Below are 24,803 nucleotides of genomic sequence, written 5' to 3'. Positions count from 1 at the left end.
AGCTTATGAAAGGAATAGTACTTGCGGGCGGTTCGGGCACACGTTTATATCCAATAACCATGGCGGTGAGCAAGCAAATGGCTCCCGTTTATGATAAGCCGATGATTTACTATCCCTTGTCGGTACTTATGGCTGCCGGAATCCATGAAATCCTGATTATCTCCACACCGGTTGACCTTCCTCAGTTTGAACGCCTTTTAGGCGATGGTCATGAGCTTGGCTGTAAGTTTAATTATCAGGTTCAGGAAGTACCGAACGGACTGGCACAGGCTTTTGTTCTGGGCGAAAAGTTCATTGGGGGCGATAAAGTTTCATTGATACTGGGCGATAATATTTTTTACGGTACCGGCATGCAGGAAACGCTCCTTGAAAATAATGACCCGGACGGCGGTGTTGTGTTTGCGTATCACGTTTCAGACCCCGAGCGTTACGGTGTTGTGGAATTTGACGAGAACAACGTTGCCATTTCAATAGAAGAAAAACCGGAACATCCCAAATCGAATTTTGCTGTGCCGGGTTTATATCTGTATGACAATTCCGTTGTAGAAATAGCAAAAAACATCAAGCCGAGCAGCCGCGGCGAATACGAAATTACCGATATCAACAAATATTATCTGGCCCAGAAAAAACTCAAAGTTGCCATACTGCAACGGGGTACGGCATGGCTCGATACGGGCACATTTGCCTCATTGCTTCAGGCATCGCAGTTTGTGCAGGTTATTGAAGACCGTCAGGGTTTGAAAATAGGATGTATTGAAGAAGCTGCTTATCGTATGGGATTTATTGGAAAAGACCAATTGCGAAAGCTCGGAGAAAAGTATATTAAGAGCGGTTACGGAGAATACTTATTAAATTTAATTGACTAGCTATGAGAACTATTTTAATCACCGGGGGCGCCGGATTTGTTGGGAGCGCTCTGGCAGAAAAAATTATTTCTGACCCGGAAAACTATGTAATCATTGCTGATGACCTGACAACAGGCGAGATTAGTAAATTACCCAAAGTTAAAACCAAGAACTGGCGCTTTATCAAATGCGACGTGAACGATTATCGCGACATTGCAGCGGTCATGCATGCCTTCCCTTTTGACTACGTATTTCATTATGCAGCAGTGGTAGGTGTACTTCGCACGCAAGCCAATCCGGTAAGTGTACTGCGCGATATTCATGGCTTTGAGAATATCCTGATGCTGAGTAAAAATTCGTACGTAAAAAGAGTTTACTTTTCGTCGTCATCTGAAGTGTATGGCGAACCGGTTGATTTGCCCCAGAATGAGTTTACAACGCCCTTGAATTCGCGCGTTCCTTATGCCGTGGTTAAAAACCTGGGCGAAGCCTATCTTAAATCATATAAAAAAGAATTTGGTCTGGATTACACCATTTTCAGGTTTTTCAACACATACGGACCCAAGCAGAGCCGTGATTTCGTAATGTCGCGTTTTGTATCCATGGCACTCAAAGACCAGAACATTACAATTTATGGTGACGGCAGCCAAAGCCGCACCTTCTGCTATATTGATGATAATATTGATGCTACTTATAATAATTTTATGAATAGCGTGAATTACAATAAATCCGACAATGATATCATCAATATTGGCAATGATGTTGAAATTCCTATTCTGGATTTAGCCTTGAAGATTATTCAAATTACACGTTCCAAATCAAAAATAGTTCATAAACCACCTCTTGAAGAAGGCGATATGAACAGGCGGCTTCCTGATATTACCAAAATGAAAAGCCTGCTGAAAAGGGATTTGTTACCCATAGACGAGGGCATCAAAAAGTTATTGGCAAACCCACATTTTCTCAGATAAAAAATTACGGAACTAAACCAGTGCAGACCATAGAACGGTCTGCATTTTTTTTATTCGGCAGCTATCACAAATAAGGACATGGCAGCGTACATTTGACTTTACACATTATTTTTTTATCTTTACAAAAAATTCATGCAAACGGACAAATAAATCAATCCTTATGCTGTACAATAAAACCGTTGCCGTAGTTATTCCGGCATATAATGAAGAAACCCAGATTGGGATGGTTATTGAAACCATGCCTGCATTCGTTGACCGCATTATTGTGGTGAACGATTGTTCAAAGGATGGCACAGCAGCAGTACTGCAAGACATCATGAGCCGCTATCCCGACAGCGGACTGGCAATCAAAAAAATCAGCGCCGACCGGCAATCAAAAAGATACAGCCGTGCCAGCCAGCTGCTGCTTGAACAAAATGAGTTGGAGAAGAAATACTTTACGCCGGCTAAAACAGTTTCCCATAACGAAGATAAAGGACGTATTGTTCTGATCAATCACTTGAAGAATGCCGGTGTTGGTGCATCCATTGCCAGCGGCTACAAATGGTGCAAAGACCACAACATTGACTGTACCGCAGTGATGGCGGGCGACGGACAAATGGACCCCGATGAACTCGAAAGCATCTGCGCACCGGTGATTCGCGAAAATATTGATTACGTGAAAGGAAACCGGCTGATACACCGCAGCTCATGGCTGGCCATTCCCAAAACCAGGTATTTCGGGAATTCCATACTTTCAATACTTACAAAAGTTGCCTCAGGGTACTGGCATGTTTCCGATACTCAAACCGGCTATACTGCCATCTCAAACAAAGCGCTGAATTCAATACCGCTTTACAAAATTTACCGCAAATACGGCATGCCGAATGATATGCTGGTTAAGCTGAATATTGCCTTCTGTACCGTAAAAGAAGTTGAGATAAAGCCTATTTATTTCGTCGGCGAAAAATCAAAAATGAAAGTGTGGAAAGTAATACCGACCATTTCGGGGCTGCTTTTCCGTTCTTTTTTCAAACGGCTTTGGATAAAATATCTGTTTCGCGATTTTCACCCACTGTTTTTATTGTATCATATCTCTTTTGTTTTGGGCATACTTGCCGTTCCATTCGGAATAAAGTTGCTGAGGCTTGTTATTAACGGACAACCTGCGAATCCTATCACCATACTGGCATTTGTATTTCTGGCTATCAGCGGGCTGCAATCGCTGTTGTTTGCCATGTGGATGGACATTCAGGACAATGAACGGCTTTATAAGAACTGACAATATTTCTCCCTTGAATATATTAGTTATAAGCAGCACTTTTCCTACAAATAATACCGATCCGGTTGGTGGGTTTGTATTGGACTTCTGCCTGAAGCTGTCGGAGCAGCACCGCGTGACAGTACTGACGCAAAAGCGCGCAGAAACGTATGCTGTTGACTCAAAGATTAATCTTGTAACATTTTTGTGGAGTGGTTCTCAGCAGCCCCTTTCAGACTTAAAATTCTATAATCCGATTCACTTTTTTCATACGCTGAGCCTGTTTAAAAATGCGCGTACCGCGCTGAAAGACCTTACGAATAATCAAACGTTTGATCATTGTTTTGCATTGTGGGCAATACCTTCAGGAATTGCCGCCAAGTATATTTTCGAAAAAAAGAACATCCCCTACTCTGTTTGGTGTCTGGGCTCCGATATCTGGAAACATAAGAATAACTTCTTCACAAAATCATTGCTGCGGAAGATACTTGTCAATGCACAACAGGTATACGGCGATGGTTTTAAATTTTGTGAAGAGATTGAAGCCTTCAGTAAAAAGTCATGTTTATTTTTGCCAAGTGCCCGGAACATTGATAAAACCGCCGTAACAGTGGTTTCGGAGTCACGGAAAAAATTTGTGTTTGTGGGGCGTTACCATATAAACAAAGGTCCGGATGTATTGATACAGGCTATTTCCAGACTTCCTGATGCGGTAATGGACAATGCCGTTTTTCATTTTTACGGGCTCGGCAGCATGAAAACCGCGCTTCAGGAAATGGTAAGTGACGCAAGACTTACAAATGTTGAAATACATGATGTGCTTGATACGAATGAATTATTCAGCGTTGTTTCAAATGCACATTTTTTAATCATTCCGAGCCGTATCGACAGCATTCCGGTAATACTGTCTGATACGCTGCAATGCGGCACACCCTTAATAGGAGCCAATGTGGGCGATCTGGGTGATGTAATTACAAAGTATGGCATAGGTTACACCTTTGAAAAAGAAAACAGTGAAGAACTGTGCGCTAAAATAGTATTGGCATTTAATGATTTAAAATCGGCTTATACTGAGCCCATTCAGCAGGCATTAACACTATTTTCGGTTGAAAATGCCGTTCATGAATTCATTCGGAATATTCAAAAACAAAAGCAGTTGTAGATGAATACAGAACAGGAAACCAACAGGCTTTTGTGGGAACAGCGAAGTTCGGAGCATCAGAATCATCCGAAAGGCGTTTTATTCAAACGGTTTCCTGATTCGCTTAATATGCATATTCATCGTGCACAGACGGATTTTATTCTTGATAACATCAATGATAATCCGGACCAAAGAATACTGGATGCCGGCTGCGGTTATGGCCGGATATCTTTGGAAATTCTGAAAAAGTTTCCAAAGGCAGATGTCTGCGGCATGGATGTGAGCAGTAATTATGTTGCCTTATACACTGCCAATACGGGCAAACCTGCATTTACCGGAAATCTTGGTGCCCTGCCCGAAAACACGGGCAAATTTGATATCATCATTTGCGCTGCCGTACTTATGTATGTTCCGGCACCGGAGCTGGAAACAACATTGTGCAGGTTATTCAAACACCTGACCGAAAACGGAAGCATCATTTTTATTGAACCTTTGAAATCGGGAAAAATTGTTTCTTCAGGATTTGGTCTGCTGAATCTTTTTTCAAAACAAAAAAGCACCACCGCAGGAAATTGCTTCTCCGCAAGGGCTTTGAAAAAAATGATTGTACAATGCGGCGGTGTAATCGTCAACGAAAGAAGAATGCCGGTAACCACCGGATGCATAATTCCGCTGTATATTCTGGCACGGATATTCAGGCGTATGCAATTAGTTTATAGATTTACGAATGCATTAGATTCAGTTTTCGCGAAATGCAGACTTCCGTCACTGCACGTGTTTCTGCGGGTTGAAAAATCAAAGCAAACCGGTCTATGAAAAAAGATACGCTGTTAAAAATCGCGAAATACACAGTCATACTGCTGATTTTCTTTTTCATCATCCGATATCTGTACCTGAATTTTAACAACATTAATCTTCGTGAAATCAGCTTTAATTCAGGATTTCTGCTGCTTTCAGTACTGGTGTATTTTGTTCATTTATTATTTAATGCGCTCATCTGGCACATCATCACCATTCAGAACCATTGTGCCATCAATGTTTTTGAGGCCATCAAACTCAGGATATATGCCGATTTCGGAAAATACATCCCGGGAAAAGTGTTTTCATACGGCATATTATTATTCAGTTACGAGAAAAAAAATATTCCTAAAAAAAATATAGCCGCATGCTCGGTTCAGGAATTCATTCTTTCAACGCTTGCCGCGATTATCATTGCTCTTGCATCCATATTTTTCTCCGGTATAAAAGAACTGGTTCCTTACAAATATTTATTCCTCGGGCTGGCTGCCGGCTGTTTTGTGTTCGTGTATCCGCCGGTACTTCAGTTTATCATGAATGTGTTTTTCAGAATATTTAAAAAAGAAAAGATACTCCTGACGATATCGTTTGGCCGTGTTCTCATAACGTTGTTGTTGTTTATATGTACGTGGCTGATTTTTGGCTGGGCTTTTTATTTTTTCATTAATTCTTTTTACGCGCTTTCGGTTGAGCATTATTTTTTCATCACAGGAGCATTTGCAATAGCAGGCATCATAGGGTTTGTATCTGTTTTTGCACCTGCCGGACTGGGAGTGCGTGAGGGAGTACTGATATTTACATTATCACTGGTACTCACAACAGCCATGTCGTCACTCATATCGCTGATATCGCGCTTATGGATGACCTTATCGGAGATTCTGCTGTTACTGATTGTGTTTGCGCTCGACCTTATTTTCAGGAAGCGGAAGCTGCCCGGTGGTTGATTGTCCCGGAGCTCAATTACTTTTTTTTAGCTTGTTTCTTTCAGACGTTGCCCATGCCAGATTATTCTTCGCAAGTTCGTAGTCCGGTTTGAGCTTGAGAGCCTTTTCGCAGGCACGCATACCTTCGTCCCATTTTTTCATGGCATTGTATGCCGAACAGATGTTATTATAGGCTTCTGCATAATCGGGCTTTAGCTTAAGAGCGTCGTTGCAGGCCTGTATGCATTTCTCAAATTCACTCCGGTTATAATAAATCAGGCTGAGGTTGAGATAGCCTTCGGGTGTAGGATTGCTTTTCAGTTCTTCTTCGGCTCTTTCCGCGCTGCCTTTTTTATTCTTGGCCATCTCCAGATATGCCAGAGCGTTCGCATCGCCCGGCAATATTTTAAGCGTTTCCTGTGCTGTTGCCTGAAGATCATCCCAAATCTCCATCTGAGCAAGCAAATCCATAAGCATGTAGCGGCTTTCAAGATGAGCGGGCGACACCTGAAGCGCGGTTTTAAGATTCGCGACAGCCTGGTCGTTCCGTTTCTGATTGCGTAAAAAGCGAGCGTAGTAATAATATCCTTCCGGGCTTCTCTGACCCAGACGAATTGCGTTGAGCAGCCACTGTTCCGCTTCGGCGTTGGCTCCTGTAGCCTCTTTCACAATACCCATGTTGATGTGCAGATACAGCCAGTTGGGCCAAAACTTCAATGCTTTTCTGTAGTTGTATTCGGCATCCGAATAATTGCCTTTTGCCATTAAGGTAAGACCGTAATTCATCAGTGCACGGGGATTTTCAGGGTTCTTCTGAACAATATCGCCCCACAGCGATTCTTCACTGCGCCACACCTTGTTGCGCTGCCATGTAGCGCCTGATTCTGCCACCAATAGAATCAAACAAATGGCAATCAGAGCACGGACCAGATTACGTTCTTTAAAAACGGGTGCGATTTTCAGTACGAAAAGATATAAAACCCACAACACGGCAGGCGCCAGTCCCACATATACATAAAAAAGCCGGTGGCTGTTTGCCGGTTGCGTTAATTCAGCCAGCACAGATGTGGGAATAGAACATATAAAAAACCACAGAATTCCAAAAGATACCGGTCGGTATGTTTCCTTACGGATGCCGGCAATCGCGATAAACAGCATGACCGCCACGAAAACGAGACCGATCCATAGGTTCAGATTTTTCCAGGTGGAAAACACCTCCATTCCGGGATCGGAGCTGAGGTTATTGGGAATAAAAAAGCTTCCGAAATACGTGAATAAGGCATAAGGCTGGGTAATTACATAGCTTAAATACTTAAGCGAAGAATCGGGTGGCGTATCCAAAAAGCCCGTACCCGCCTGTTTTGACACCATTATTTCCACTAAGGCAGAGACGCCAAAAGTGACCAGCAATGCGGGCAACACCCGCACAAACGACTTCCACAAGGCTATAAAATTATTTTTGCCGAGCAGATTATTTTTATCGGGTTTAACTTCAAACAGGTATACATAAACAAACAGCAGTAAGGGGAACATGGCTGCCGACTGTTTGGAAAGAACCCCCAGAATAACCGGTATTGTATAAATCCAGAATTTACGGCATATCCGCGAATACATGTAAAGAAACAGCCCCAATACCACGAAAAACGTAGAAAAAGAATCGGAGCGGGCCGAAATATAATTGATGGTTTCGGCATTCCCCGGATGCAGCATGTAAACGGCAGTCACAAAAAATGCCAGCAGGGCATTCCACTGATGTTTGATGGTTTTGTCGAATATTTTAAGGAACACAAAAAACATGATTATACCCTGAAGCAGAAAAACAATAAACATGGAAAGATGAAAGTAAAACGGGTTCAAACCTCCGCCCAGCTTGTAATCAATGGCTGTAGAAGCGGTAACTATAGGTCTGTAGCCAAGGTTATCGGGCATGGACCCAAAGGTTTTCAGGTCAGTGAAAAAACGGGGGATATTCCCGATGTCGCGGATATAAATATTATTATTTATAGTGTGCGAATCATCGAAATGAAAATCATTTTTAAAATGATTTGAATAGGTGACAATGGTTGCGGCAAGCAAAACAACTGAAAGTGCAAAAAAAACTAATTTCTTTTTATCCATCCGACAGATTTTTTTTATTGCAGGGTAAAATTAGAAAATATTACCAATAAAGCAAAAGCCGCTTTTCATGTTAAATTTTTGTTAGGAAAACAATTCAAAAAATTTCATCGATTATTTGTAATTTCGTAGTACTTTTAGGGTAACCAAAAAATTATATTATAGAGGTTTATACGCTACTCCCGCGAAATTTTTCGCACGATTAATTAATGATGAAATGAAAGTCAAAGATGATATTTCCTTGCATAAGGTTCTGAAAGATTTTTTCGGGTTCAGTTCCTTTAAAGGAAATCAGGAAGCCGTTATTAAAAGTTTACTCAGTGGCCGTGATGCCTTTGTTATTATGCCTACAGGTGGCGGAAAATCATTATGCTATCAGTTACCGGCTCTTATCAGCGAAGGCACTGCCATTATTGTTTCTCCCCTTATCTCACTGATGAAAAATCAGGTTGATGCCATCCGTAATTTCGGTGTTGACAAGGGAATTGCGCATTTTTTAAACTCTTCGCTCTCCAAACAGGAAATTGCCGATGTAAAAGATGATCTGGTAAACAGGAAGACAAAGCTGCTTTATGTGGCACCCGAATCGCTTACAAAAGAAGATAATATTGAGTTTCTGAAAACTATTGAAATTTCTTTTTATGCCATTGACGAAGCTCATTGTATTTCGGAATGGGGACACGATTTCAGACCTGAATACCGCCGCCTTCGCCCGATTATAAAGGCAATTGGTAAGGATGTACCTGTTATTGCTCTTACGGCAACCGCCACACCCAAGGTGCAGTCTGATATTCAGAAGAACCTGAACATGATGGATGCCGATATCTTTAAATCTTCGTTCAACAGACCGAATCTGTATTATGAAGTACGCTCCAAAGGCAAAGATATTGACAAGGATATTATTCGTTTCATCAAACAAAACATGGGCAAATCGGGCATTATTTACTGCCTGAGCCGCAAACGTGTTGAGGAATTTGCAAGCACACTTCAGGTAAACGGCATTCGTGCATTACCTTATCATGCGGGGCTTGAATCGGTTATGCGTGCCGAAACCCAGGATAAATTCCTGATGGAAGAAATTGATGTGATTGTGGCTACCATCGCCTTCGGTATGGGTATAGACAAACCCGACGTGCGCTTTGTGATTCACTACGACATACCCAAAAGTCTGGAAGGCTATTATCAGGAAACGGGACGGGCAGGACGCGACGACGGCGAAGGAAACTGTATTGCCTATTATTCCTACGACGACATTCAAAAACTTGAGAAATTCACCAAGGGCAAGCCGGTAGCTGAACAGGAAATTGCTCGTCAGTTGCTTGTAGAAACGATTGCTTACGCCGAATCTGCCGTATGCCGCCGCACCCAACTGCTCCATTATTTCGGAGAAATATTCCCTGAAGAAAATTGCCAGAACTGCGACAATTGCCTTCATCCTAAGCAAAAATTTGAAGGCAGTGATTATCTGACAACAGTGCTCGAAGCCGTTGTGGAAGTGAAGGAACAATTCAAGGCAGTGCACCTTATCAATATTATTGTCGGCAAAACAACCGCCAATATCAAGGCGTTTAAGCACAACAACCTAAACGTTTTTGCCAAAGGCGCCGATAATGATGAGAAATTCTGGAATGCGGTCATCAGGCAGGCACTCATTCACCGACTGCTGTTAAAAGACATAGAAAATTACGGTATTCTGAAGATTTCTGCCGACGGGAAGAAATTTCTTGAAGAGCCATGGTCGGTTATGCTCACTCATGATCATGACTATGAAAATGCCGATGACGATGATTTTGTTTCATCTTCCGCCAAGGTATCAACCGCCGATATGGCGCTGTTCAGCATGCTCAAAGATTTGCGCAAGCAAATATCCCGAAAGGAGTCGCTACCGCCCTTTGTTATTTTTCAGGATCCATCATTAGAGGACATGTCTATCCATTACCCGGTAAAGATGGACGAACTGATGCAGATAACCGGAGTGGGCGCCGGAAAAGCGCAGAAATACGGCAAACCATTTTTGGAATTCATAGCCAAATATGTGGAGGAAAATGAGATAACACGACCGATGGATATGGTGGTGAAATCTGTGATAAACAAATCGGGACTCAAAGTTGACATTATCCGTAACATTGACCGCAAGGTACCTTTGGAAGATATTGCAGTAACAAAGAGCCTGACAATAAGTGATTTAATCAATGAGTTGGAGCATATTGTCGGTTCCGGGACTAAAATAGACATCAATTATTATATTGACCAATATATTGACCCCTACCACCAGGAAGAAATTTTCGAGTATTTTGGCTGCGCAGAAACGGATTCCGTTGAAGCGGCATTGAAAGAACTCGGAGAACAAGAGTTTACAGAAGAAGAGATACGCCTGATGCGTCTCAAATTCATGTCTGAAGTTGGTAACTAAACGATTGATAACCTAAAGATTAAAATTCTGATGACAGAAGAAATCCAGAATGCACAACAGCCCGAAGCGACTGTGCCCGCGGAGCCAAAGCCATCCGCATGTAAGAATAAAATTTCTAAATGGCTTATTGGCATGAATGCGGTATTGTTGATTGCAGTTGTCGCCATTTTTATTCTCTATTTCAAAAACAATTGTTGTAAAAATGCAGGTTCGGCAAATACCGGTTCGCAGAATGCTAAGTTTGCCTTTATTAATACGGACACTGTATGGAGCCGTTACCAATTCGTGGCAGACGTAAAAACCGAGCTGGCAGAGTATGAAAAGAACCTGCAGTCGCAATACAGCGGTCGCATGTCGGCTTTTGAGAAAGAATACAATGATTATTTGAAAAAGGGAACATCAGGACAGCTTTCACTCGATGAGCAAAAAAAGACCGAAGAAAAACTGGCTAAAAAACAACAGGAACTTACGGCCCTTGATACCGAACTCACGCAGCAGCTCATGGCCGAAAAAGAAAAACGCAACATGGAAGTTCATGATACCATCGTAAGCTATATTGCGCGTTTCAACAAATCAAAGAGTTATACATTCATTTTTGAACGTTCGTATGGCGGGACACTGCTGTATGCCGATCCTTCTCTGGACATCACGGATGAGGTTATGAAAGGTCTGAGTGAAGAGTATGGAAAGATTAAGGAAAACCGCCAGAAACAGCCGCAAGCCAATTAAGCAGCACTTACATCTATGAAAAATAAACTTATTATTCTGCTTTCACTATTCCTTTTTTCGTGCGTATCAACTAAAACAGAGGAGGTAGTAGAGCAGTCATATCCTGACGGATCGCCTAAAATTGTAAAAGTGTATGCCGACAACGGCACAACGCGTGTTCTTATCAAGGAAACGAATTACTACGCCAACCACGCCAAATACATGGAAGGCGGATATCTGAATGATAAACGGGATGGTCTTTGGATATCATGGTATCAGAACGGCAATAAATGGAGTGAAGGCAATTTTAAAAACGGTCTTGACGACGGAAAACGTACCGGCTGGTATGAAAATGGCAAAAAACATTTCGATGGCACCTATAAAGATGGCAAGAAAATCGGAATGTGGAAATTCTACGATGAAAACGGATTGCTGCTGAAAGAGGTAGATTACGATAAAAATCCGGAATAGAAAATCTGTGAATGTGTTTAAAAAAAAATATAATTACACAGAGTACACAAAGATTTCACAGAGAGAATTGTGTTTTTGTCTTTTTTCTGATGTCTAATGTCTTTTTTCTATCCGGTATCCAAGCCCCCACTCTATCAGGTCAGCTTTTGCAAGGTGCGTTTTCAGTGCAACATTCACAAAGATGTGCCTATTGATATGATATTGCAACATCATACGATCGTATACCCAGCCATCACTTTTTTCTTTCTGGTAAACATACGCTCCCACCTGAATTATAAATGATAAGCGTGAGAAGGTGAGTATATGCCCGAATGTGATTCCGGCACGCATCGATTCAAAGGGCAGTTTCGCTGTTATACCGTCGCGGCGCAGCACTTCGCGCAAAGCGTTGTCATAGTAAATATCAAACCCGGCGCTGAGCTTTCGTTTCAGGCTTATCGGTTTATTGAATGTGGTCATGATGCCGTAAGCCGGATATTTATCGCCGCCGGCGCCCCATAATTCGCTCACGCCGCCCCACACAATAACATCCATCTCCCATTTACGCGATAACGGTGGAAGTTCCTGTGTGAATAATTCGGGTTCTTTTTTATTAATCTTATATGTAACTCCTGCACTCAGTGTAGGTATGTTGAGCCCCAGATTGGGTATTTTGAAGGCACCGTTAGACAAATGTGTCAGCGACAGTCCTGCCGCCAATGAAAGTCTTGATGTTGCTTTCCATTTAAGCTCAAACAGCACCTGTGCCATGGCATTTATATGAGACCCGATGGCTATATTTTTATAATTCTCAATACGGTCGAATGGCTTTGATATATAGGCCAGCCCCAGTCCGAACCTGAAGTTGAAGGCAAGCCGTTTGCTTTGTGCCATGGGATAGTTCAGCCATGGGAACAGGCATACCATTTTTCCCAGATAGGGCGAGCCGCCCAGGTCAGAAACCATCAGGCTTATTCCTTTATCAGGATAACGGTACAACTGGTCCCATTTATTCTCACCGGTTCCGCGCAGTCCGGCATTTACCTCAAAAAAGCTGATATGCTGATCGGTAAGATGCACCATATTGCCGTGATGCGGAATGATAATACCATAATGATACTTTCCTTCTAAAACCAGACGGCTAACGATGCTGTTGGGCAGTTGAGCACGAACAAGGGTGCATGCACATACAAGCAATAATAAAATGCAGTGTTTCGTCAGGGATTCCGTTCCGTGAGGATTATAAATCGGTCGTGGCATTATCAATATCTTCCGGTGTGTCTATGGAATGGCTTTCGTGCTCTGTGAATGCGACGTAAATTTTATATCCGTTCTCGAGCCATCGGAGTTGCTCAAGCGACTCGGCCATTTCAAGAGGAGTGGGTTGCAGTTTTGCTATTGCCGTAAGAACTTCCGCACGGTAAGCGTAAATGCCAATATGCTTGTAGAACGTATGATGTACAAGCCAGTCGCCGTTCTGACGACCTCTGATAAATGGAATAGGCTGCCGGGAGAAATACAGTGCCTTGTTGTCAAGCCCAACAACCACTTTCATCACAGAAGTATTCAGCAGGTCGGCTGCATTGCTTATTTTTTTAACCAGAGTAGCAATCTGCACCTCTTTGTTAGAAAAGCATTTCGCCACAAGGTCAATCTGCTCAGGGTTTATAAAGGGTTCGTCGCCCTGAATATTAATGGCGACATCAAACACGCTGCCTTTTGCCGCCAGAATGCTTATAACTTCGTTGCAGCGTTCTGTACCTGTAAGGTGCGATGCCGAGGTCATCATGGCTTTTCCGCCAAATTCCTTTACATGGTTTTCAATCCGCTCATCGTCGGTAGCGACATACAAATCATTCAGCACAGCCGATTGCGATGCCTGCTCATAAACACGCTGTATCATGGTTTTGCCCTGTATCAACGCCAGGGGTTTACCCGGAAAGCGTGTTGAAGCAAATCGAGCGGGAATGATGCCGACAACTTTCATGATAATACTTTTTTATAACAGAAAATGTGAAAACGCAGGATTTAAAAAAGTCCGTACAATTCAGCATTGATTTTATTGATGATTTCTTCCAGGTCGGCCGGATTTTCCTGAAAATTCTTATTGTCCACGTCAAGGATAAGTAATTTCCCGGCTGAATAGGATGAAATCCATGCTTCGTAACGTTCGTTGAGGCGTGTGAGATAATCAATGCGAATGGAATTCTCATAATCCCTTCCGCGTTTCTGAATCTGACGAACAAGCGTTGATACTTCGGCACGCAGGTATATGAGTAAATCGGGAGGTTTGATAAAGGATGCCATCAGTTCAAACAGCGATTTATAGTTTTCGAAATCGCGTGTTGACATCAGCCCCATTGAATGCAGGTTGGACGCAAAAATATAAGCATCTTCGTAAATGGTGCGGTCCTGCACTACGGTTTTCTCACCTTCGCGAATGCGTATAATCTGTCTGAACCGGCTGTTCAGAAAGTACACCTGCAGGTTGAACGACCAGCGCTGCATGTCTTCATAGAAGCTGTGCAGATACGGGTTTGTATCAACGTCTTCATATTGTGCTTCCCACTTAAAGTTTTTCGCCAGCAGGCTGCTGAGCGTGGTTTTTCCGGAGCCGATATTCCCTGCTATCGCTATATGCATAAGGTGTGTTTTTTTTTGATTTGATCGCTCAACTAAAATAAAAAAAATCCTTAGCAAAAGCGGTTAAAAAAAAATATTTTTTCAACGACGGGTATGCCTGAAAATCAGGAGCAAACATTAATTGTTGGTATTCTGAACCCGAAATTTAGCTATTGTGGAAGCGAGCCGAACAGTTTTTTGATGCTCCGGTGGAATTTATGCATGCCGCCGACAGGCTCCGAAAACATAAAAAGGCATTTTTTATAAATCAGGTTAATGCCTGCTTTGGTAGCTTTATCAACAGCAGCGGGTGTTTCAGACATTTGCTGTATCCAGACATTCTTCATTCCACGGGCAATTGCCGCATCCACAAGCGATTCTGTTTTGTCCTTTTTGGTAATGATAGCAAGGCTTTCTACTCCTGCCGGAAGTGATGCCACGTCGCGGTAGCATTTCACGCCCGCAATCTCATCGGTATTCGGGTTGATGGGATAAACCGTAAATCCTTTTTTCTGAAGTTCAAGAAATACGGCATTCGGGAATTTTTTAGGATTTCTGGAAACACCTGCAATAGCGAGGGTTTTACTTTCAAAAAAACGGTCGATGTTTGCTTTTGTAATCATGATGAAATGGTTTAATGCTTCTTGTTATTGTTTCCGTAAAAATAAACAATTATTTATCAATTATACCTGCTCCCTTCGGTACAATTGCGACACATTTCCACTGATTTTCTATTACTGAAAATGCGTTTGCGGAATGCCCGGTATGACGGATTTTTCCAGATATCAAACAGATTGCTTTCTATAATATTTCCCATGGTATGCGCCGCATCTTTATCATAGCAGCAGGGAGCTACATCGCCGTTTTGGCAGATAACGGGGGCGCTCCACATTCTGAAGCAACGGTTTGGAAGATTGTTTTTTGCAATCAGAACGCCCTCCGGATTTTTTCTGTAACGGCTGTAGCGCTCGTCAGATGGCACGGTCACAACAGGAGCTTCGGTGTTCAGCACCTGCATTGTTTTCAGTTCAAGTTTGTCGGCACCCAGTTCTTTTGCAAGCTGTTGTATCAAGGCAAGCTGATGCTGATTTTTTTCGCTGACAAGAAACTGCAATACAATAAAAGGCGTTAGTGATTTTTCACTATTCCGGCAGGCCGTCAATCGTTTAATACCCTCAACAACTTTATTAAAATCGCCGCCACGGCGATAATCCGTATATGTATCAGCATCGGCACCGTCTAATGAAACTATGAGCCTGTCAATTCCGGAATGTACCGTTGAACGAATGTTTTCGTCATTCAGGAAATGCCCGTTGGTGGAAACCGCGATGTACATTTTTCGTTTTTTCGCGCCAAGCACAAAATTGAAAAAAGAAGGATTCATATACGGTTCACCCTGAAAATAAAGGTTCAGATAAAATGTTTCTTGAGGAATTGCAGCCAGAGCGCTCTCAAAAACATGCGGACTCATCATCCCCTGCGGTCTGGTAAATCCGCCGGTTCCCGTGATGCACTCGGAGCAACGCAGGTTGCACACATTGGCCGGTTCAATACTAATGAACGAAGGTTTTCCGGCATGTACAGGTGTTCCGAACATTACGGAAAACCCATAGCTCAGGCGCAGCACAATATAATTCCACACCCGTTTCAGGGTGAGGATTTTTATGAGGTTACGAGCGTCGCGAAAGGCTGTGACAGGCATGAATTATGAATAAATCAGATTTTTGCTGTCAGTTTTTTTACGAATCGTGAAGAACTGAAAAACTCTTTAAGAATGATGCGGATAAACGTATAGGCAGGTATGGCAAGTATCATTCCTGTGATTCCCGCGGCACTGCCGGCTATCATGATTACCAGAAAAATTTCCAGTGGGTGCGTTTTCACACTCTTTGAATAAATAGTCGGTTGAATCAGCATGGCATCGGTGAGGTTGATTACTACAAGTATTCCGCAAATTTTCAGAATCATCGGGGCAAGCACCGTGTTCAAATCAGCATCAATATTCCCGGTAACGGCAAGCATAATGGCAATTCCGGCGCCAATCATCGGACCCACGTACGGAATAATATTCATCATCCCGGCAAGTATGCCGATCATCAGCGCATTTTTAAGCCCGATTCCCCACATACCCAGGGCTATCAAAGACATCACGATGGCGAGGTCTAAAAGCATGCCGATAAAATACCGCGACAGCAAACGAATGCTTTTAATGTAAACATGCTTCACTTCCGATTGCATTTCAACTTTTGTCACCAGCATAATACCGCTTAAAAGCATATTATTTTGTTTCAGGAAAAAGAAGGTAATGAATGCAATTGCAAAAAAGGCAACAAAAATATTACCGACCAGGCCAATGATTGTATTTATTATATCGGGGATGCTGAGGTTGTGTACGAAGGAAAAAAGTTTGTCAGAAACAATTGTTTCAACATCCTGATCGGGTGTAATAACCTGATATTTAAGAAGCAGCTGTTGCAGTTTTTCAAGTGGTTCTCTGAAGCTGTTCAGGAATGTTTCGGAATCGATATTGGAAATAATACTGGCCTGATTCAGCAGCATTGGCAAAAGCAGTGTGAGAATGCCTGCAATAAATGCAAAAATAATGAGCAGTGTAAGCAGCGCACTGAGGCTGTGCGGAAAGCGGAAACGGCCTATTTTTATTTTATCAAACAAGGCTACAAGCGGACGTCCGATTATGGAAAGCACCGTGGAAACGGCAATATAAATGATGATGTTTGAAAAATACCATGCAAGGAACCCGAACAACAGTACCAGCACGGCAATAATAATCCAGCTTTTCTTTTTTGTCATCACAGTATGGCGGTATTAATATCCACAAATATAGAAAAACACAACGAGAAATGCATTCTATCTTTTGCCAAGCGCTTCCAGTGCTTTTTGAAATATTTTATCGACAGGCAGTATCACCGGATAGAATGCCGCATCATCAAAAATATTCCGTCCGATGGCACCTTTGAGTTGTGCGCGTATCAGCTTATCCGATTGCTGCTGCCCCGGCGTATCATTCTTTATGCCGGCCTTTTCCGCAAAAACAGTAAACTCGTCCATAATCGTTTGATTGATGGAGAATAGCGTGATAAAGTTCTTTGCACTTCCGTAAGCACGCAACATGCGACGGTTCTTATCGGCATATTCCCATCCAAACTGTGCTATGAGCCCTTTGCTCATTATTTTCTTATAATAGTCGCTGTAGTCCTCAGATTTCATAGAAACATAAATATCGGGCATAATGCCACCACCACCGTAAACGATACGGCCATTTTTAGTTTTGTACTTCACGGTATCCACAAAATTCAGGCTGTCCATGGCATCATCGTCGAGCACGCGCTTGTAAAAATCATTGTAATATTCTTCAATGCCTTTGTTGTAAGGTTTCTGTATGCATCGTTTTGAGGGAGTATGATAGCGGGCCACGGTAAGCCTAATAGCCGAACCATCTGCCAGCGGGGTTTGTTCCTGCACCAGCCCTTTCCCGAAAGAACGCCGTCCGATAATCAATCCGCGGTCGTTATCCTGAATGGCGCCTGCAACAATTTCACTTGCCGATGCGGACCATTCGTCGATAAGAACCACCATCTTGTTTTTTTCAAAGAGCCCTTCTTTGGTTGCAAAATATTCTTTCTTTTTGCGATGAAAACCTTCTGTATAAACAATAAGATTCCCCTGTTCTAAAAATTCATCGGCAATTTTTATGGATGCATCAAAGTAGCCGCCACCATTGCCCCGCAAATCTAAAATCAGCGATTGCATACCCATGCTTTCGAGTTTCATCAGTGCGTTCATTACTTCTTCATAGGTAGTTGCAGAGAATTTACTGAGCTTGATATATCCGGTTCCGGGAGCTGCCATATAGGCAATATCCACAGAATTTGTGGGTATCACACCACGAACAATTTTAAAACTCAACAGGTCATTATTGCCTTTGCGGTAAACTCCGATTGTTACTTCGGTGCCCCGTTTACCCTTGAGCTTTTTCATAACATCCTCGTCTTTAATTTTTATGCCGCAAACGGTCTTGTTATCAATTTTCACAATACGGTCGCCGCCCATCACACCCTCTTTTTCCGATGGTCCGCCGGGAACGGTGTTTATAACGGTAATACTGTCTCTTATTAACCTAAACTGCACGCCAATGCCGTCGAAGTTGCCTTGTAACGGGTCGTTCACATCATCGAACTCCGATTTCGGGATATAGACCGAATGCGGATCAAGCCCCTGCAGCATGCCCGAAATGGCCTTATCGGTGAGGCTGTCTTTATCAACATTGTCAACGTAATCATTCTCGATGTAATTGATTACATCATTAATCTTGTCGTAGCGCGATGGTGCTGCTGAAAAAATGCCGCTATCACCGCCAATGGCGGGAATTAATTTTGCCCCGATAAAAATGCCTGTAACCACAGCCAAAGCAAACCAGATAGGCAGATAGATATAAGCTCTGTTTTTCATATAGTTTCAGATAGAGATGACAAATGTACGCAGAAGTTGGAAATTAGAAAGCAGACTTAATTAGATGACAGACTTAAGACATAAGAAAAAAGACAAACAAAAAAATAATTTGCTTATCGGTCTTCGTCAATAATCTAAAATCTATTTTTGAATCCAGCTGAGGATGCGTTCACTGAGCGGGCTTTCAGCAGATAATGCAACATCTGCCCACTGCCCGTTTTCGTCAATCATGAACTTCTGAAAGTTCCATTTCACTTTGGCATCAGCCACGCCGTTCAGCTCTTTTTGGGTGAGCCATTCATAAATGGGATGTATATTTTTCCCTTTGACCGAAATTTTTGAAAACATCGGGAAGGTGACGCCGTATTTGAGGGAGCAGAACTGTGCTATTTGCTCGTCGCTGCCGGGCTCCTGCCACAGAAAATTATTGGCAGGAAAACCGATGATAACAAATTTATCGCCGCCGTATTTTTTATAAAGTTCTTCGAGTTGTGCGTATTGTGGCGTAAATCCGCATTTAGATGCCACATTCACTACCAGAATTTTTTTGCCTTTGAGCTGCGCCATGGCGAATTCTTTCCCGTCGATGGTGGTTGCGCTGAAATCGTGAAATGTTTTCATAGACTTACATATTGAATACAAAGGTAGTCCACAAAACAGCATTTTATGGTAACAATCATACTGATTTTGGGCATGAAGCGCTTAGAATGACATAATCAGTCTTTGTTTTCGAGGAATTGATGCAGCACAATGAGCAGCCAGAGCCTGTTATACAGGTGTTCGTGACCTTTTTCGTTATACAGGCGTTTCAGCTCATGAACGGCAGAAACGTTAATAACACCATGTTTTTTAATGATGTCGTCTGAAAGAAATTCATCCTGTAAATATTTCAGCTCGCCACCAAGCCAGCGCGACAACGGTATAGAGAAACCCCATTTGGGACGGGCAAACAATGCTGCAGGCAGAAAATCGTACAATACCTGTTTGAGCAGGTATTTCATGGTGCCGTTGAGGTATTTCAAATCATGCGAAAGGTTGAGCGCAAATTCAACAATTCTGTAATCAAGCAATGGAACGCGTGTTTCAAGCGAATATTTCATGGTGGCGCGATCCACTTTTACCAGAAGGTCATCTTTAAGATAATGGTGAATGTCAAAAAGCGCCTGAGCTTCAGGTGCTGAAAGGGTGCGGTTCAATCCACTGAAATTCTCATGCAGCGTAAACGGACAGACAAATCCGGGTTCCAGAATATTTTGTATTTCGGAACGGGTGAACATATTTTGTTCCTGAGAAAAAACATGGCTTTTCAGTGTTTCAAAAGAAGGATACTGAAGGACTTTTGCAGCACGGCGGTAACGGTCGTCACGCAACGACATTACCGCTGCCAGAGGCTTACGGAATGTTTTATACAGCGGACTGCTGAGGCGTTCGGCCCAGCGATAGGCGCCATAACCCGAAAAAAGTTCATCGCCGCCATCGCCCGAAAGTGTCATGGTTACATGCTGCCGGGCAAGCTTAGATACAAGCATGGTTGGAACCGCCGATGAGTCGGCATACGGCTCATCATACACCGAATACAATTCAGGAATAAGCTCCATCGCATCTTTTTCAGACACCGTAAATTCGTGATGTTTTGTACCCAGATGCTCCGCAACTTTTCGGGCATAACCCGATTCATCGTATTTTGATTCGCCGAAGCCTATTGAAAAGGTATTGAGCGGTGCTGATGAAACGCTTTGTGCGGCTGCCGTAACAACACTCGAATCAATGCCTCCGCTTAAAAATGTTCCGTAAGGAACATCACTGATAAGACGGTATTTTGCCGAAGAAACAATAAGGTTATGGAGCATTTCCTTGGCCTGAACTTCGTCCGTGATTATCTCCTTTTTTATCTTATCATCAGGATTCCAGAAATTCTCGATTTTCAAGCCCTCACCACTCATCACACCATAACTGCCTGAAGGAAATTTGGAGATGCTGCTGTAAATACTGTCAGGTCCCGGAATGTAGCCCAGATGCAGGAATTCATTAATGGCTCTTTTGTTGATGTTCAACGATTGCTTCACGTAAGGCAGTTGCACCAAGGCTTTCAGCTCCGATGCGAAAGCAAAATTATTTCCGTCGAGAAAATAATAAATCGGCTTGATGCCCATCCTGTCGCGAAAAACGTGCAGATTTTTTTCTTTCCTGTCGTAGATGGCAATGGCAAACATGCCGTTCATTTTATGAACGAACTGCGGTCCCCATTCAATAAATGCTTCAAGTATAACTTCAGTATCTGAAGTGGTTTTTAATTGCAATGAAGGCCTTGACGCGCGGAGATCGGGAACAATCTCCATATAATTATAAATCTCGCCGTTGAACACCATGGCATAACGCTCATCATGCGAAAGCATCGGCTGATTGGCTGACGCAGAAAGGTCAATAATACTCAGCCTGCGATGTCCGAGCCCCACGGGCCCTTCCATGAAATAGCCTGCGGCATCGGGTCCGCGATGCGCAATAACATCGGTCATACGATGAAGACCGTCTTCATTGAATTTCCCGGAAGGTGAATAAAAGCCTGTTATTCCACACATGATTGTTGATTTGCTTCTGCAAATTTAATATTATTCATGAATGATATCCCGAAGCGCCTCTTCCAGCTTTCGATATTTGAACTTAAAGCCGCATTCTATAAGGTGTTCGGGCAGTACTTTCTGACCTTCGGTAAGCGCAATCGAGCCACCGCCATAAAGCAATCTCAGCACCCATGCGGGCAGAGGAACAAGCGCCGGGCGGTGCATGGCATGTGCCAGAGCCTTTGTAAATCCTCGATTGTCGGTTGGTTCGGGGGCTGCCAGATTAAAAATACCCTTTTCATTATTCTCAATAAGGAAGGTAAATGCCGCCACAACATCATGGATGTGACACCACGAAAAGCCCTGTTTACCGCTGCTGATGCGGCCTCCGAATCCAAAGCGGAAGGGCGTCATCATTTTTTTCAAGGCACCGCCATTATTACCAAGCACAACAGAAATCCTGAAAATGGCAATGCGCCCGGCCGATGTGGCCGCCAGGGCTTCTTTTTCCCAGGCCATGCAGAGTTCGGCAAGAAAATTTTTCGCGAACACGGCATTATTTTCAGTCTGTAAAACCTCGTCGGCATATATGCCCACCGCCGAAGTTGAAATGAATAATTGGGGCGGCACGGTGCTTTTGTTTACCGCGGCAGCCAACCGGCGGGTTGTGAGAATACGGCTGTCCCACATTTCCTGCCTGTGGTGTTTTGTCCATCGTTTGATGATAGGTGCACCGGCCAGATTTATAAGCACATCGCAGCCCGAAATACGGATGGCGAGCGCTTCATGATTCAGCAGCAGGTCGGCACGCGATAGGTTTTCAACGTTCCAGTTGCGCAATCTGAATTCTTCCGTGAGTTTTGAGCCGATGAAGCCGTTACCGCCGCATATCAGTATTTTCATAAACTAATTTTCTTGTTTTTTCAATATTCCAAAGGTAGAAAAATATCGATGCAAACAGTCATACGGAAAAGGCAGCTTTTTCAATAAACGTTCCGCTTAACAAAGTAATTATTTTTTCCAGCACATCTGATTGAAGATTATATTTGTATGTTCAAAAATAAATCGTAATGAATCAGCCAGCACAATTTCAGCCGCAGCAGTCACCTCAAATGCAGGCACAACAGCCGTCTCCAAAAAAGAAGCGCCGGAGAGGTCTCAAAATATTTTTATGGCTGTTTTTTATCACCATAATTGCCATTGGCAGCTTTGTCGCGTGGATTTGGTTCAGCGAAAGCGGCAAACGCAACGCGCTGAGCGTAATTCCCAACGATGCCATTTTTGTAATTGAAACATCAAACCTCACCAAAGGCTGGTCAACACTCAGCGAGAGCGCTATGTGGAAACATCTGATGGGCAACCCGAAGTTTGACGACATCAATCAGAGCGCCCTCAGCCTCGACTCGCTGATTAAAGGTAACGAGACCATGGACATGCTCTTTACCGACCGTCAGCTGGTTATTTCGGCACACATGATTTCAGCGACAGACTATGACTTTTTGTTTGCCGTTGACCTTACCAAAGGTTCTAAAATTGCCTTCATCAAAAACTATATAAAGGAAATTATGGGCTACTATGATTTCGCGATGGGCAAAAAGGATTATCTGGGATACGAAATAATTACGCTTACCAGCACCATCACCGGAGAAGTGCTCTATATCTCGTTTATTGAAAATGTGCTGGTGTGCAGCTATTCCGAACAAATTATTGATAAATCAATCGCGCAGAAAGATAAACCATACTGGCTCGATGATCCCTATGTAAAAAGGGCTACCGTCGATTTAAAAAAAGATAAATTATTCAATTTTTATCTGAATTTCAGCCAGATTGGAAATTACCTGCGCTGCTTCCTCTCAGAACCGGGCGACATTGTAAAATCGCTGAACGACAATCTGCGCATTGCCGCATTAAATATGACTCTCGAGAACGAACGCCTGACACTGAGCGGCTTTCTGAATGTTAACGACAGCCTTCCCTCCTACTTTCGGGCACTGAGTCAGATTAAACCCGGGAAACTCGGTGCCTACGATATTGTAAGCGACCGAGCAGCACTGTATGTTGCGATGAATTTTGAACAAAGCGGAGAGTTCTTCAGTAAATTAAAAGAAACCTTCGCAACGGATGATACGGCGCATTTTCAGGATTATGATAAAAGCATAAAAAAGGTGGAGAAATTTCTGAAAGTGAATCTCGACGAGGATTTCTTCAGCTGGATTGGCAATGAAATTTCGTTTGTAAAAATGCAGCCAACAGCCAATGCAGGCGAAAATGATGCAATCGCCATTGTCCATGCCAGTGATATGGACGCCGCCAAAGCAGGCCTCGACCACATCATGAAACAGGTGAAAAAGAAATCGTGGGGCGCTTTCAAATTCGACGACAAAGACTATAAAAATTTCACCATCCGCTACCTGCAGTACGGCGGATTTCTCAAACTCTTTTTCGGAAGTCTCTTTAAAAAATTCGATAAACCCTATTTTACGTACATCGACGACTATGTTGTTTTCAGCAATTCACCGTCCTCGCTGATGGATTTTATTGATGATTATTCGGCAGGGAAAACGCTCTCTCACAACAAGGAATTCATGGCCATGAAAGATGGCTTTGAAGCCCGTTCGAGCGTGTTTGCCTATATCCAGATGCCCAAGATTTATTCGCACCTGTATTACTACAGCAAGAACGAAAAACGTAAAGGTATTAAAGACAATAAAGAAATTATTCTGGGCTTTACGCGGATAGGCTTTCAGATGGTATCGCAGGATAAAATGTTCAGAACACAGCTCTCGGCCGAATTCAATCAGGATGCTCTGTACGATGCCGAACTTGAAAGCATTGAATCGGCTGCAGAAGAATTGTATCTCACCGAAATTGATTCAGGACGATTTAAGCCCGAATTGCGCGAATCACAGCTATTGGTAAATGGTCCTGCAAAAGTTTATTACGCCGACAGCACCACGGTGAAAGCTGAAGGACGTGTGGCAGACGGCAATCTCACCGGACTGTGGCGAAGCTATTTTGAAAGCGGCAAAATTATGAGTGCCGTAAATTATGAAGAAGGAAAAGCGACCGGCATCGGACTTTTCTATTTTGACGCCGACAAACAGATTACGCGTGCAGAGGTAACTTTTGAAGAAGACCTCATTACAGGCACCTACCGTGAGTTTTATGAGAACGGACAGCGCAAGGCCATGATAGAATTCAGCGACGGCATGCCCGACGGCAGTGCCGAATTTTATTACGACAGCGGCATACTCAAGATATCAGGGCAATACCGTAAAGGTGTGAAATCAGGCAAATGGAAACATTATACCGAAACCGGCGAACTCATTGATAAAGAGAAATGGAAAAAAGGGCAGAAGAAAAATAGTGAACAATGAAAAATGAATAATAGAAGAGTGCCTGTCCGCCGTTGGCGGAAAGAGAATATTAATAGTTTAATTGTTGTAATTACATATTAAACCTAAGCAGCCAAAAAAAACCGCCTCCGGAATTCAGAGGCGGTTTTTTATTTCATTTTAGTACATTTTAGCACTTACTACTAAATAC

21 protein-coding genes are annotated in these 24,803 nt (G+C 43.0%); 10 read left to right on the top strand and 11 right to left on the bottom strand.

The features are described 5' to 3' along the window. Positions 1-5 precede the first annotated feature (5 nt). The 6 genes from rfbA (at position 6) to WCM76_01610 (ending at position 5,939) form a co-directional block, all read left to right on the top strand. The gene (gene rfbA, locus WCM76_01635; GenBank protein MEI6764309.1) at positions 6-866 is read left to right on the top strand and encodes a glucose-1-phosphate thymidylyltransferase RfbA; all 861 of its coding nucleotides are present in this window, start codon (positions 6-8) and stop codon (positions 864-866) included. A 2-nt stretch (positions 867-868) separates the two neighbouring features. Further along, a complete protein-coding gene (locus WCM76_01630) occupies positions 869-1,816 on the top strand; it encodes an NAD-dependent epimerase/dehydratase family protein (protein ID MEI6764308.1) in 948 nt (315 codons plus the stop codon). A gap of 160 nt (positions 1,817-1,976) precedes the next feature. Then, positions 1,977-3,077, top strand: coding sequence for a glycosyltransferase family 2 protein (locus WCM76_01625; GenBank protein ID MEI6764307.1), 1,101 nt, complete (start codon positions 1,977-1,979; stop codon positions 3,075-3,077). A gap of 13 nt (positions 3,078-3,090) precedes the next feature. After that, on the top strand, positions 3,091-4,218 hold the full coding sequence (locus tag WCM76_01620; GenBank protein MEI6764306.1) for a glycosyltransferase: 1,128 nt from the start codon (positions 3,091-3,093) through the stop codon (positions 4,216-4,218). Further along, entirely contained in the window at positions 4,219-5,013 is a 795-nt protein-coding gene (locus WCM76_01615; GenBank protein MEI6764305.1) for a class I SAM-dependent methyltransferase, read from the top strand. Next, positions 5,010-5,939, top strand: coding sequence for a lysylphosphatidylglycerol synthase domain-containing protein (locus WCM76_01610; protein MEI6764304.1), 930 nt, complete (start codon positions 5,010-5,012; stop codon positions 5,937-5,939). The genes WCM76_01615 and WCM76_01610 overlap by 4 nt, the downstream gene beginning before the upstream one ends. A 12-nt stretch (positions 5,940-5,951) precedes the next feature. Here the strand turns inward: WCM76_01610 and WCM76_01605 are convergent, their stop codons facing one another. Then, on the bottom strand, positions 5,952-8,036 hold the full coding sequence (locus WCM76_01605) for a tetratricopeptide repeat protein (GenBank protein MEI6764303.1): 2,085 nt from the start codon (positions 8,034-8,036) through the stop codon (positions 5,952-5,954). Positions 8,037-8,250: 214 nt separating this feature from the next. On the opposite strand from WCM76_01605, the gene recQ reads away from it, so the two are divergent. The 3 genes from recQ to WCM76_01590 are packed head-to-tail and all read left to right on the top strand — an operon-like array spanning position 8,251 to position 11,625. Further along, positions 8,251-10,446 (top strand): DNA helicase RecQ, encoded by a 2,196-nt coding sequence (recQ, locus tag WCM76_01600; GenBank protein ID MEI6764302.1) that lies wholly within the window; start codon positions 8,251-8,253, stop codon positions 10,444-10,446. Positions 10,447-10,476: 30 nt separating this feature from the next. After that, positions 10,477-11,175, top strand: a complete 699-nt coding sequence (locus tag WCM76_01595; GenBank protein MEI6764301.1) for an OmpH family outer membrane protein — start codon at positions 10,477-10,479, stop codon at positions 11,173-11,175. A gap of 15 nt (positions 11,176-11,190) precedes the next feature. After that, positions 11,191-11,625, top strand: a complete 435-nt coding sequence (locus WCM76_01590) for a hypothetical protein (GenBank protein ID MEI6764300.1) — start codon at positions 11,191-11,193, stop codon at positions 11,623-11,625. Between the two features lie 93 nt (positions 11,626-11,718). On the opposite strand, the gene WCM76_01585 is transcribed toward WCM76_01590, so the two are convergent. The 10 genes from WCM76_01585 to WCM76_01540 form a co-directional block, all read right to left on the bottom strand. After that, entirely contained in the window at positions 11,719-12,864 is a 1,146-nt protein-coding gene (locus WCM76_01585; protein MEI6764299.1) for an acyloxyacyl hydrolase, read from the bottom strand. Then, positions 12,845-13,591, bottom strand: coding sequence for a 3-deoxy-manno-octulosonate cytidylyltransferase (gene kdsB / locus WCM76_01580; GenBank protein ID MEI6764298.1), 747 nt, complete (start codon positions 13,589-13,591; stop codon positions 12,845-12,847). Before kdsB ends, WCM76_01585 begins: the two co-directional genes overlap by 20 nt. A 41-nt stretch (positions 13,592-13,632) precedes the next feature. Continuing rightward, positions 13,633-14,247: a deoxynucleoside kinase gene (locus WCM76_01575; GenBank protein MEI6764297.1), complete on the bottom strand. Its 615-nt coding sequence runs from the start codon at positions 14,245-14,247 to the stop codon at positions 13,633-13,635. Between the two features lie 149 nt (positions 14,248-14,396). Continuing rightward, entirely contained in the window at positions 14,397-14,849 is a 453-nt protein-coding gene (locus tag WCM76_01570) for a CoA-binding protein (GenBank protein ID MEI6764296.1), read from the bottom strand. A 56-nt stretch (positions 14,850-14,905) separates the two neighbouring features. Then, positions 14,906-15,928, bottom strand: coding sequence for a radical SAM/SPASM domain-containing protein (locus WCM76_01565; protein MEI6764295.1), 1,023 nt, complete (start codon positions 15,926-15,928; stop codon positions 14,906-14,908). A 14-nt stretch (positions 15,929-15,942) separates the two neighbouring features. Then, positions 15,943-17,037, bottom strand: coding sequence for an AI-2E family transporter (locus WCM76_01560; GenBank protein ID MEI6764294.1), 1,095 nt, complete (start codon positions 17,035-17,037; stop codon positions 15,943-15,945). Positions 17,038-17,094: 57 nt separating this feature from the next. After that, entirely contained in the window at positions 17,095-18,696 is a 1,602-nt protein-coding gene (locus WCM76_01555) for a S41 family peptidase (protein MEI6764293.1), read from the bottom strand. 141 nt (positions 18,697-18,837) lie between these two features. Further along, positions 18,838-19,317, bottom strand: coding sequence for a glutathione peroxidase (locus WCM76_01550; GenBank protein ID MEI6764292.1), 480 nt, complete (start codon positions 19,315-19,317; stop codon positions 18,838-18,840). 95 nt (positions 19,318-19,412) lie between these two features. Then, positions 19,413-21,275 (bottom strand): asparagine synthase (glutamine-hydrolyzing), encoded by a 1,863-nt coding sequence (gene asnB / locus WCM76_01545; protein MEI6764291.1) that lies wholly within the window; start codon positions 21,273-21,275, stop codon positions 19,413-19,415. A 30-nt stretch (positions 21,276-21,305) separates the two neighbouring features. Continuing rightward, positions 21,306-22,160, bottom strand: coding sequence for a TIGR01777 family oxidoreductase (locus WCM76_01540; protein MEI6764290.1), 855 nt, complete (start codon positions 22,158-22,160; stop codon positions 21,306-21,308). 167 nt (positions 22,161-22,327) lie between these two features. Between WCM76_01540 and WCM76_01535 the strand changes: the two genes are divergently transcribed. Continuing rightward, positions 22,328-24,634 carry a DUF3352 domain-containing protein gene (locus WCM76_01535; protein MEI6764289.1) on the top strand — a complete coding sequence of 769 codons (2,307 nt, stop codon included), beginning with the start codon at positions 22,328-22,330 and terminating at the stop codon, positions 24,632-24,634. Positions 24,635-24,803: the final 169 nt, after the last annotated feature.

Source organism: Bacteroidota bacterium (assembly GCA_037133915.1).
In the GTDB taxonomy this organism is placed as follows: Bacteria; Bacteroidota; Bacteroidia; order Bacteroidales; family CAIWKO01; genus JBAXND01.
The sequence above is the reverse complement of the archived record's forward strand: the minus strand, read 5'-3'. Positions and strand labels throughout refer to the sequence as shown.

What these genes read in the sequence shown, in the direction of transcription:
- kdsB (MEI6764298.1), bottom strand. Translation starts at nt 13,591, where the DNA reads ATGAAAGTTGTCGGCATCATTCCCGCTCGATTTGCTTCAACACGCTTT.
- rfbA (MEI6764309.1), top strand. Translation starts at nt 6, where the DNA reads ATGAAAGGAATAGTACTTGCGGGCGGTTCGGGCACACGTTTATATCCA.
- WCM76_01565 (MEI6764295.1), bottom strand. Translation starts at nt 15,928, where the DNA reads ATGCCTGTCACAGCCTTTCGCGACGCTCGTAACCTCATAAAAATCCTC.
- WCM76_01625 (MEI6764307.1), top strand. Translation starts at nt 1,977, where the DNA reads ATGCTGTACAATAAAACCGTTGCCGTAGTTATTCCGGCATATAATGAA.
- WCM76_01605 (MEI6764303.1), bottom strand. Translation starts at nt 8,036, where the DNA reads ATGGATAAAAAGAAATTAGTTTTTTTTGCACTTTCAGTTGTTTTGCTT.
- WCM76_01550 (MEI6764292.1), bottom strand. Translation starts at nt 19,317, where the DNA reads ATGAAAACATTTCACGATTTCAGCGCAACCACCATCGACGGGAAAGAA.
- WCM76_01540 (MEI6764290.1), bottom strand. Translation starts at nt 22,160, where the DNA reads ATGAAAATACTGATATGCGGCGGTAACGGCTTCATCGGCTCAAAACTC.
- asnB (MEI6764291.1), bottom strand. Translation starts at nt 21,275, where the DNA reads ATGTGTGGAATAACAGGCTTTTATTCACCTTCCGGGAAATTCAATGAA.
- WCM76_01535 (MEI6764289.1), top strand. Translation starts at nt 22,328, where the DNA reads ATGAATCAGCCAGCACAATTTCAGCCGCAGCAGTCACCTCAAATGCAG.
- WCM76_01630 (MEI6764308.1), top strand. Translation starts at nt 869, where the DNA reads ATGAGAACTATTTTAATCACCGGGGGCGCCGGATTTGTTGGGAGCGCT.
- WCM76_01560 (MEI6764294.1), bottom strand. Translation starts at nt 17,037, where the DNA reads ATGACAAAAAAGAAAAGCTGGATTATTATTGCCGTGCTGGTACTGTTG.
- WCM76_01555 (MEI6764293.1), bottom strand. Translation starts at nt 18,696, where the DNA reads ATGAAAAACAGAGCTTATATCTATCTGCCTATCTGGTTTGCTTTGGCT.
- recQ (MEI6764302.1), top strand. Translation starts at nt 8,251, where the DNA reads ATGAAAGTCAAAGATGATATTTCCTTGCATAAGGTTCTGAAAGATTTT.
- WCM76_01570 (MEI6764296.1), bottom strand. Translation starts at nt 14,849, where the DNA reads ATGATTACAAAAGCAAACATCGACCGTTTTTTTGAAAGTAAAACCCTC.
- WCM76_01575 (MEI6764297.1), bottom strand. Translation starts at nt 14,247, where the DNA reads ATGCATATAGCGATAGCAGGGAATATCGGCTCCGGAAAAACCACGCTC.
- WCM76_01610 (MEI6764304.1), top strand. Translation starts at nt 5,010, where the DNA reads ATGAAAAAAGATACGCTGTTAAAAATCGCGAAATACACAGTCATACTG.
- WCM76_01585 (MEI6764299.1), bottom strand. Translation starts at nt 12,864, where the DNA reads ATGCCACGACCGATTTATAATCCTCACGGAACGGAATCCCTGACGAAA.
- WCM76_01590 (MEI6764300.1), top strand. Translation starts at nt 11,191, where the DNA reads ATGAAAAATAAACTTATTATTCTGCTTTCACTATTCCTTTTTTCGTGC.
- WCM76_01595 (MEI6764301.1), top strand. Translation starts at nt 10,477, where the DNA reads ATGACAGAAGAAATCCAGAATGCACAACAGCCCGAAGCGACTGTGCCC.
- WCM76_01615 (MEI6764305.1), top strand. Translation starts at nt 4,219, where the DNA reads ATGAATACAGAACAGGAAACCAACAGGCTTTTGTGGGAACAGCGAAGT.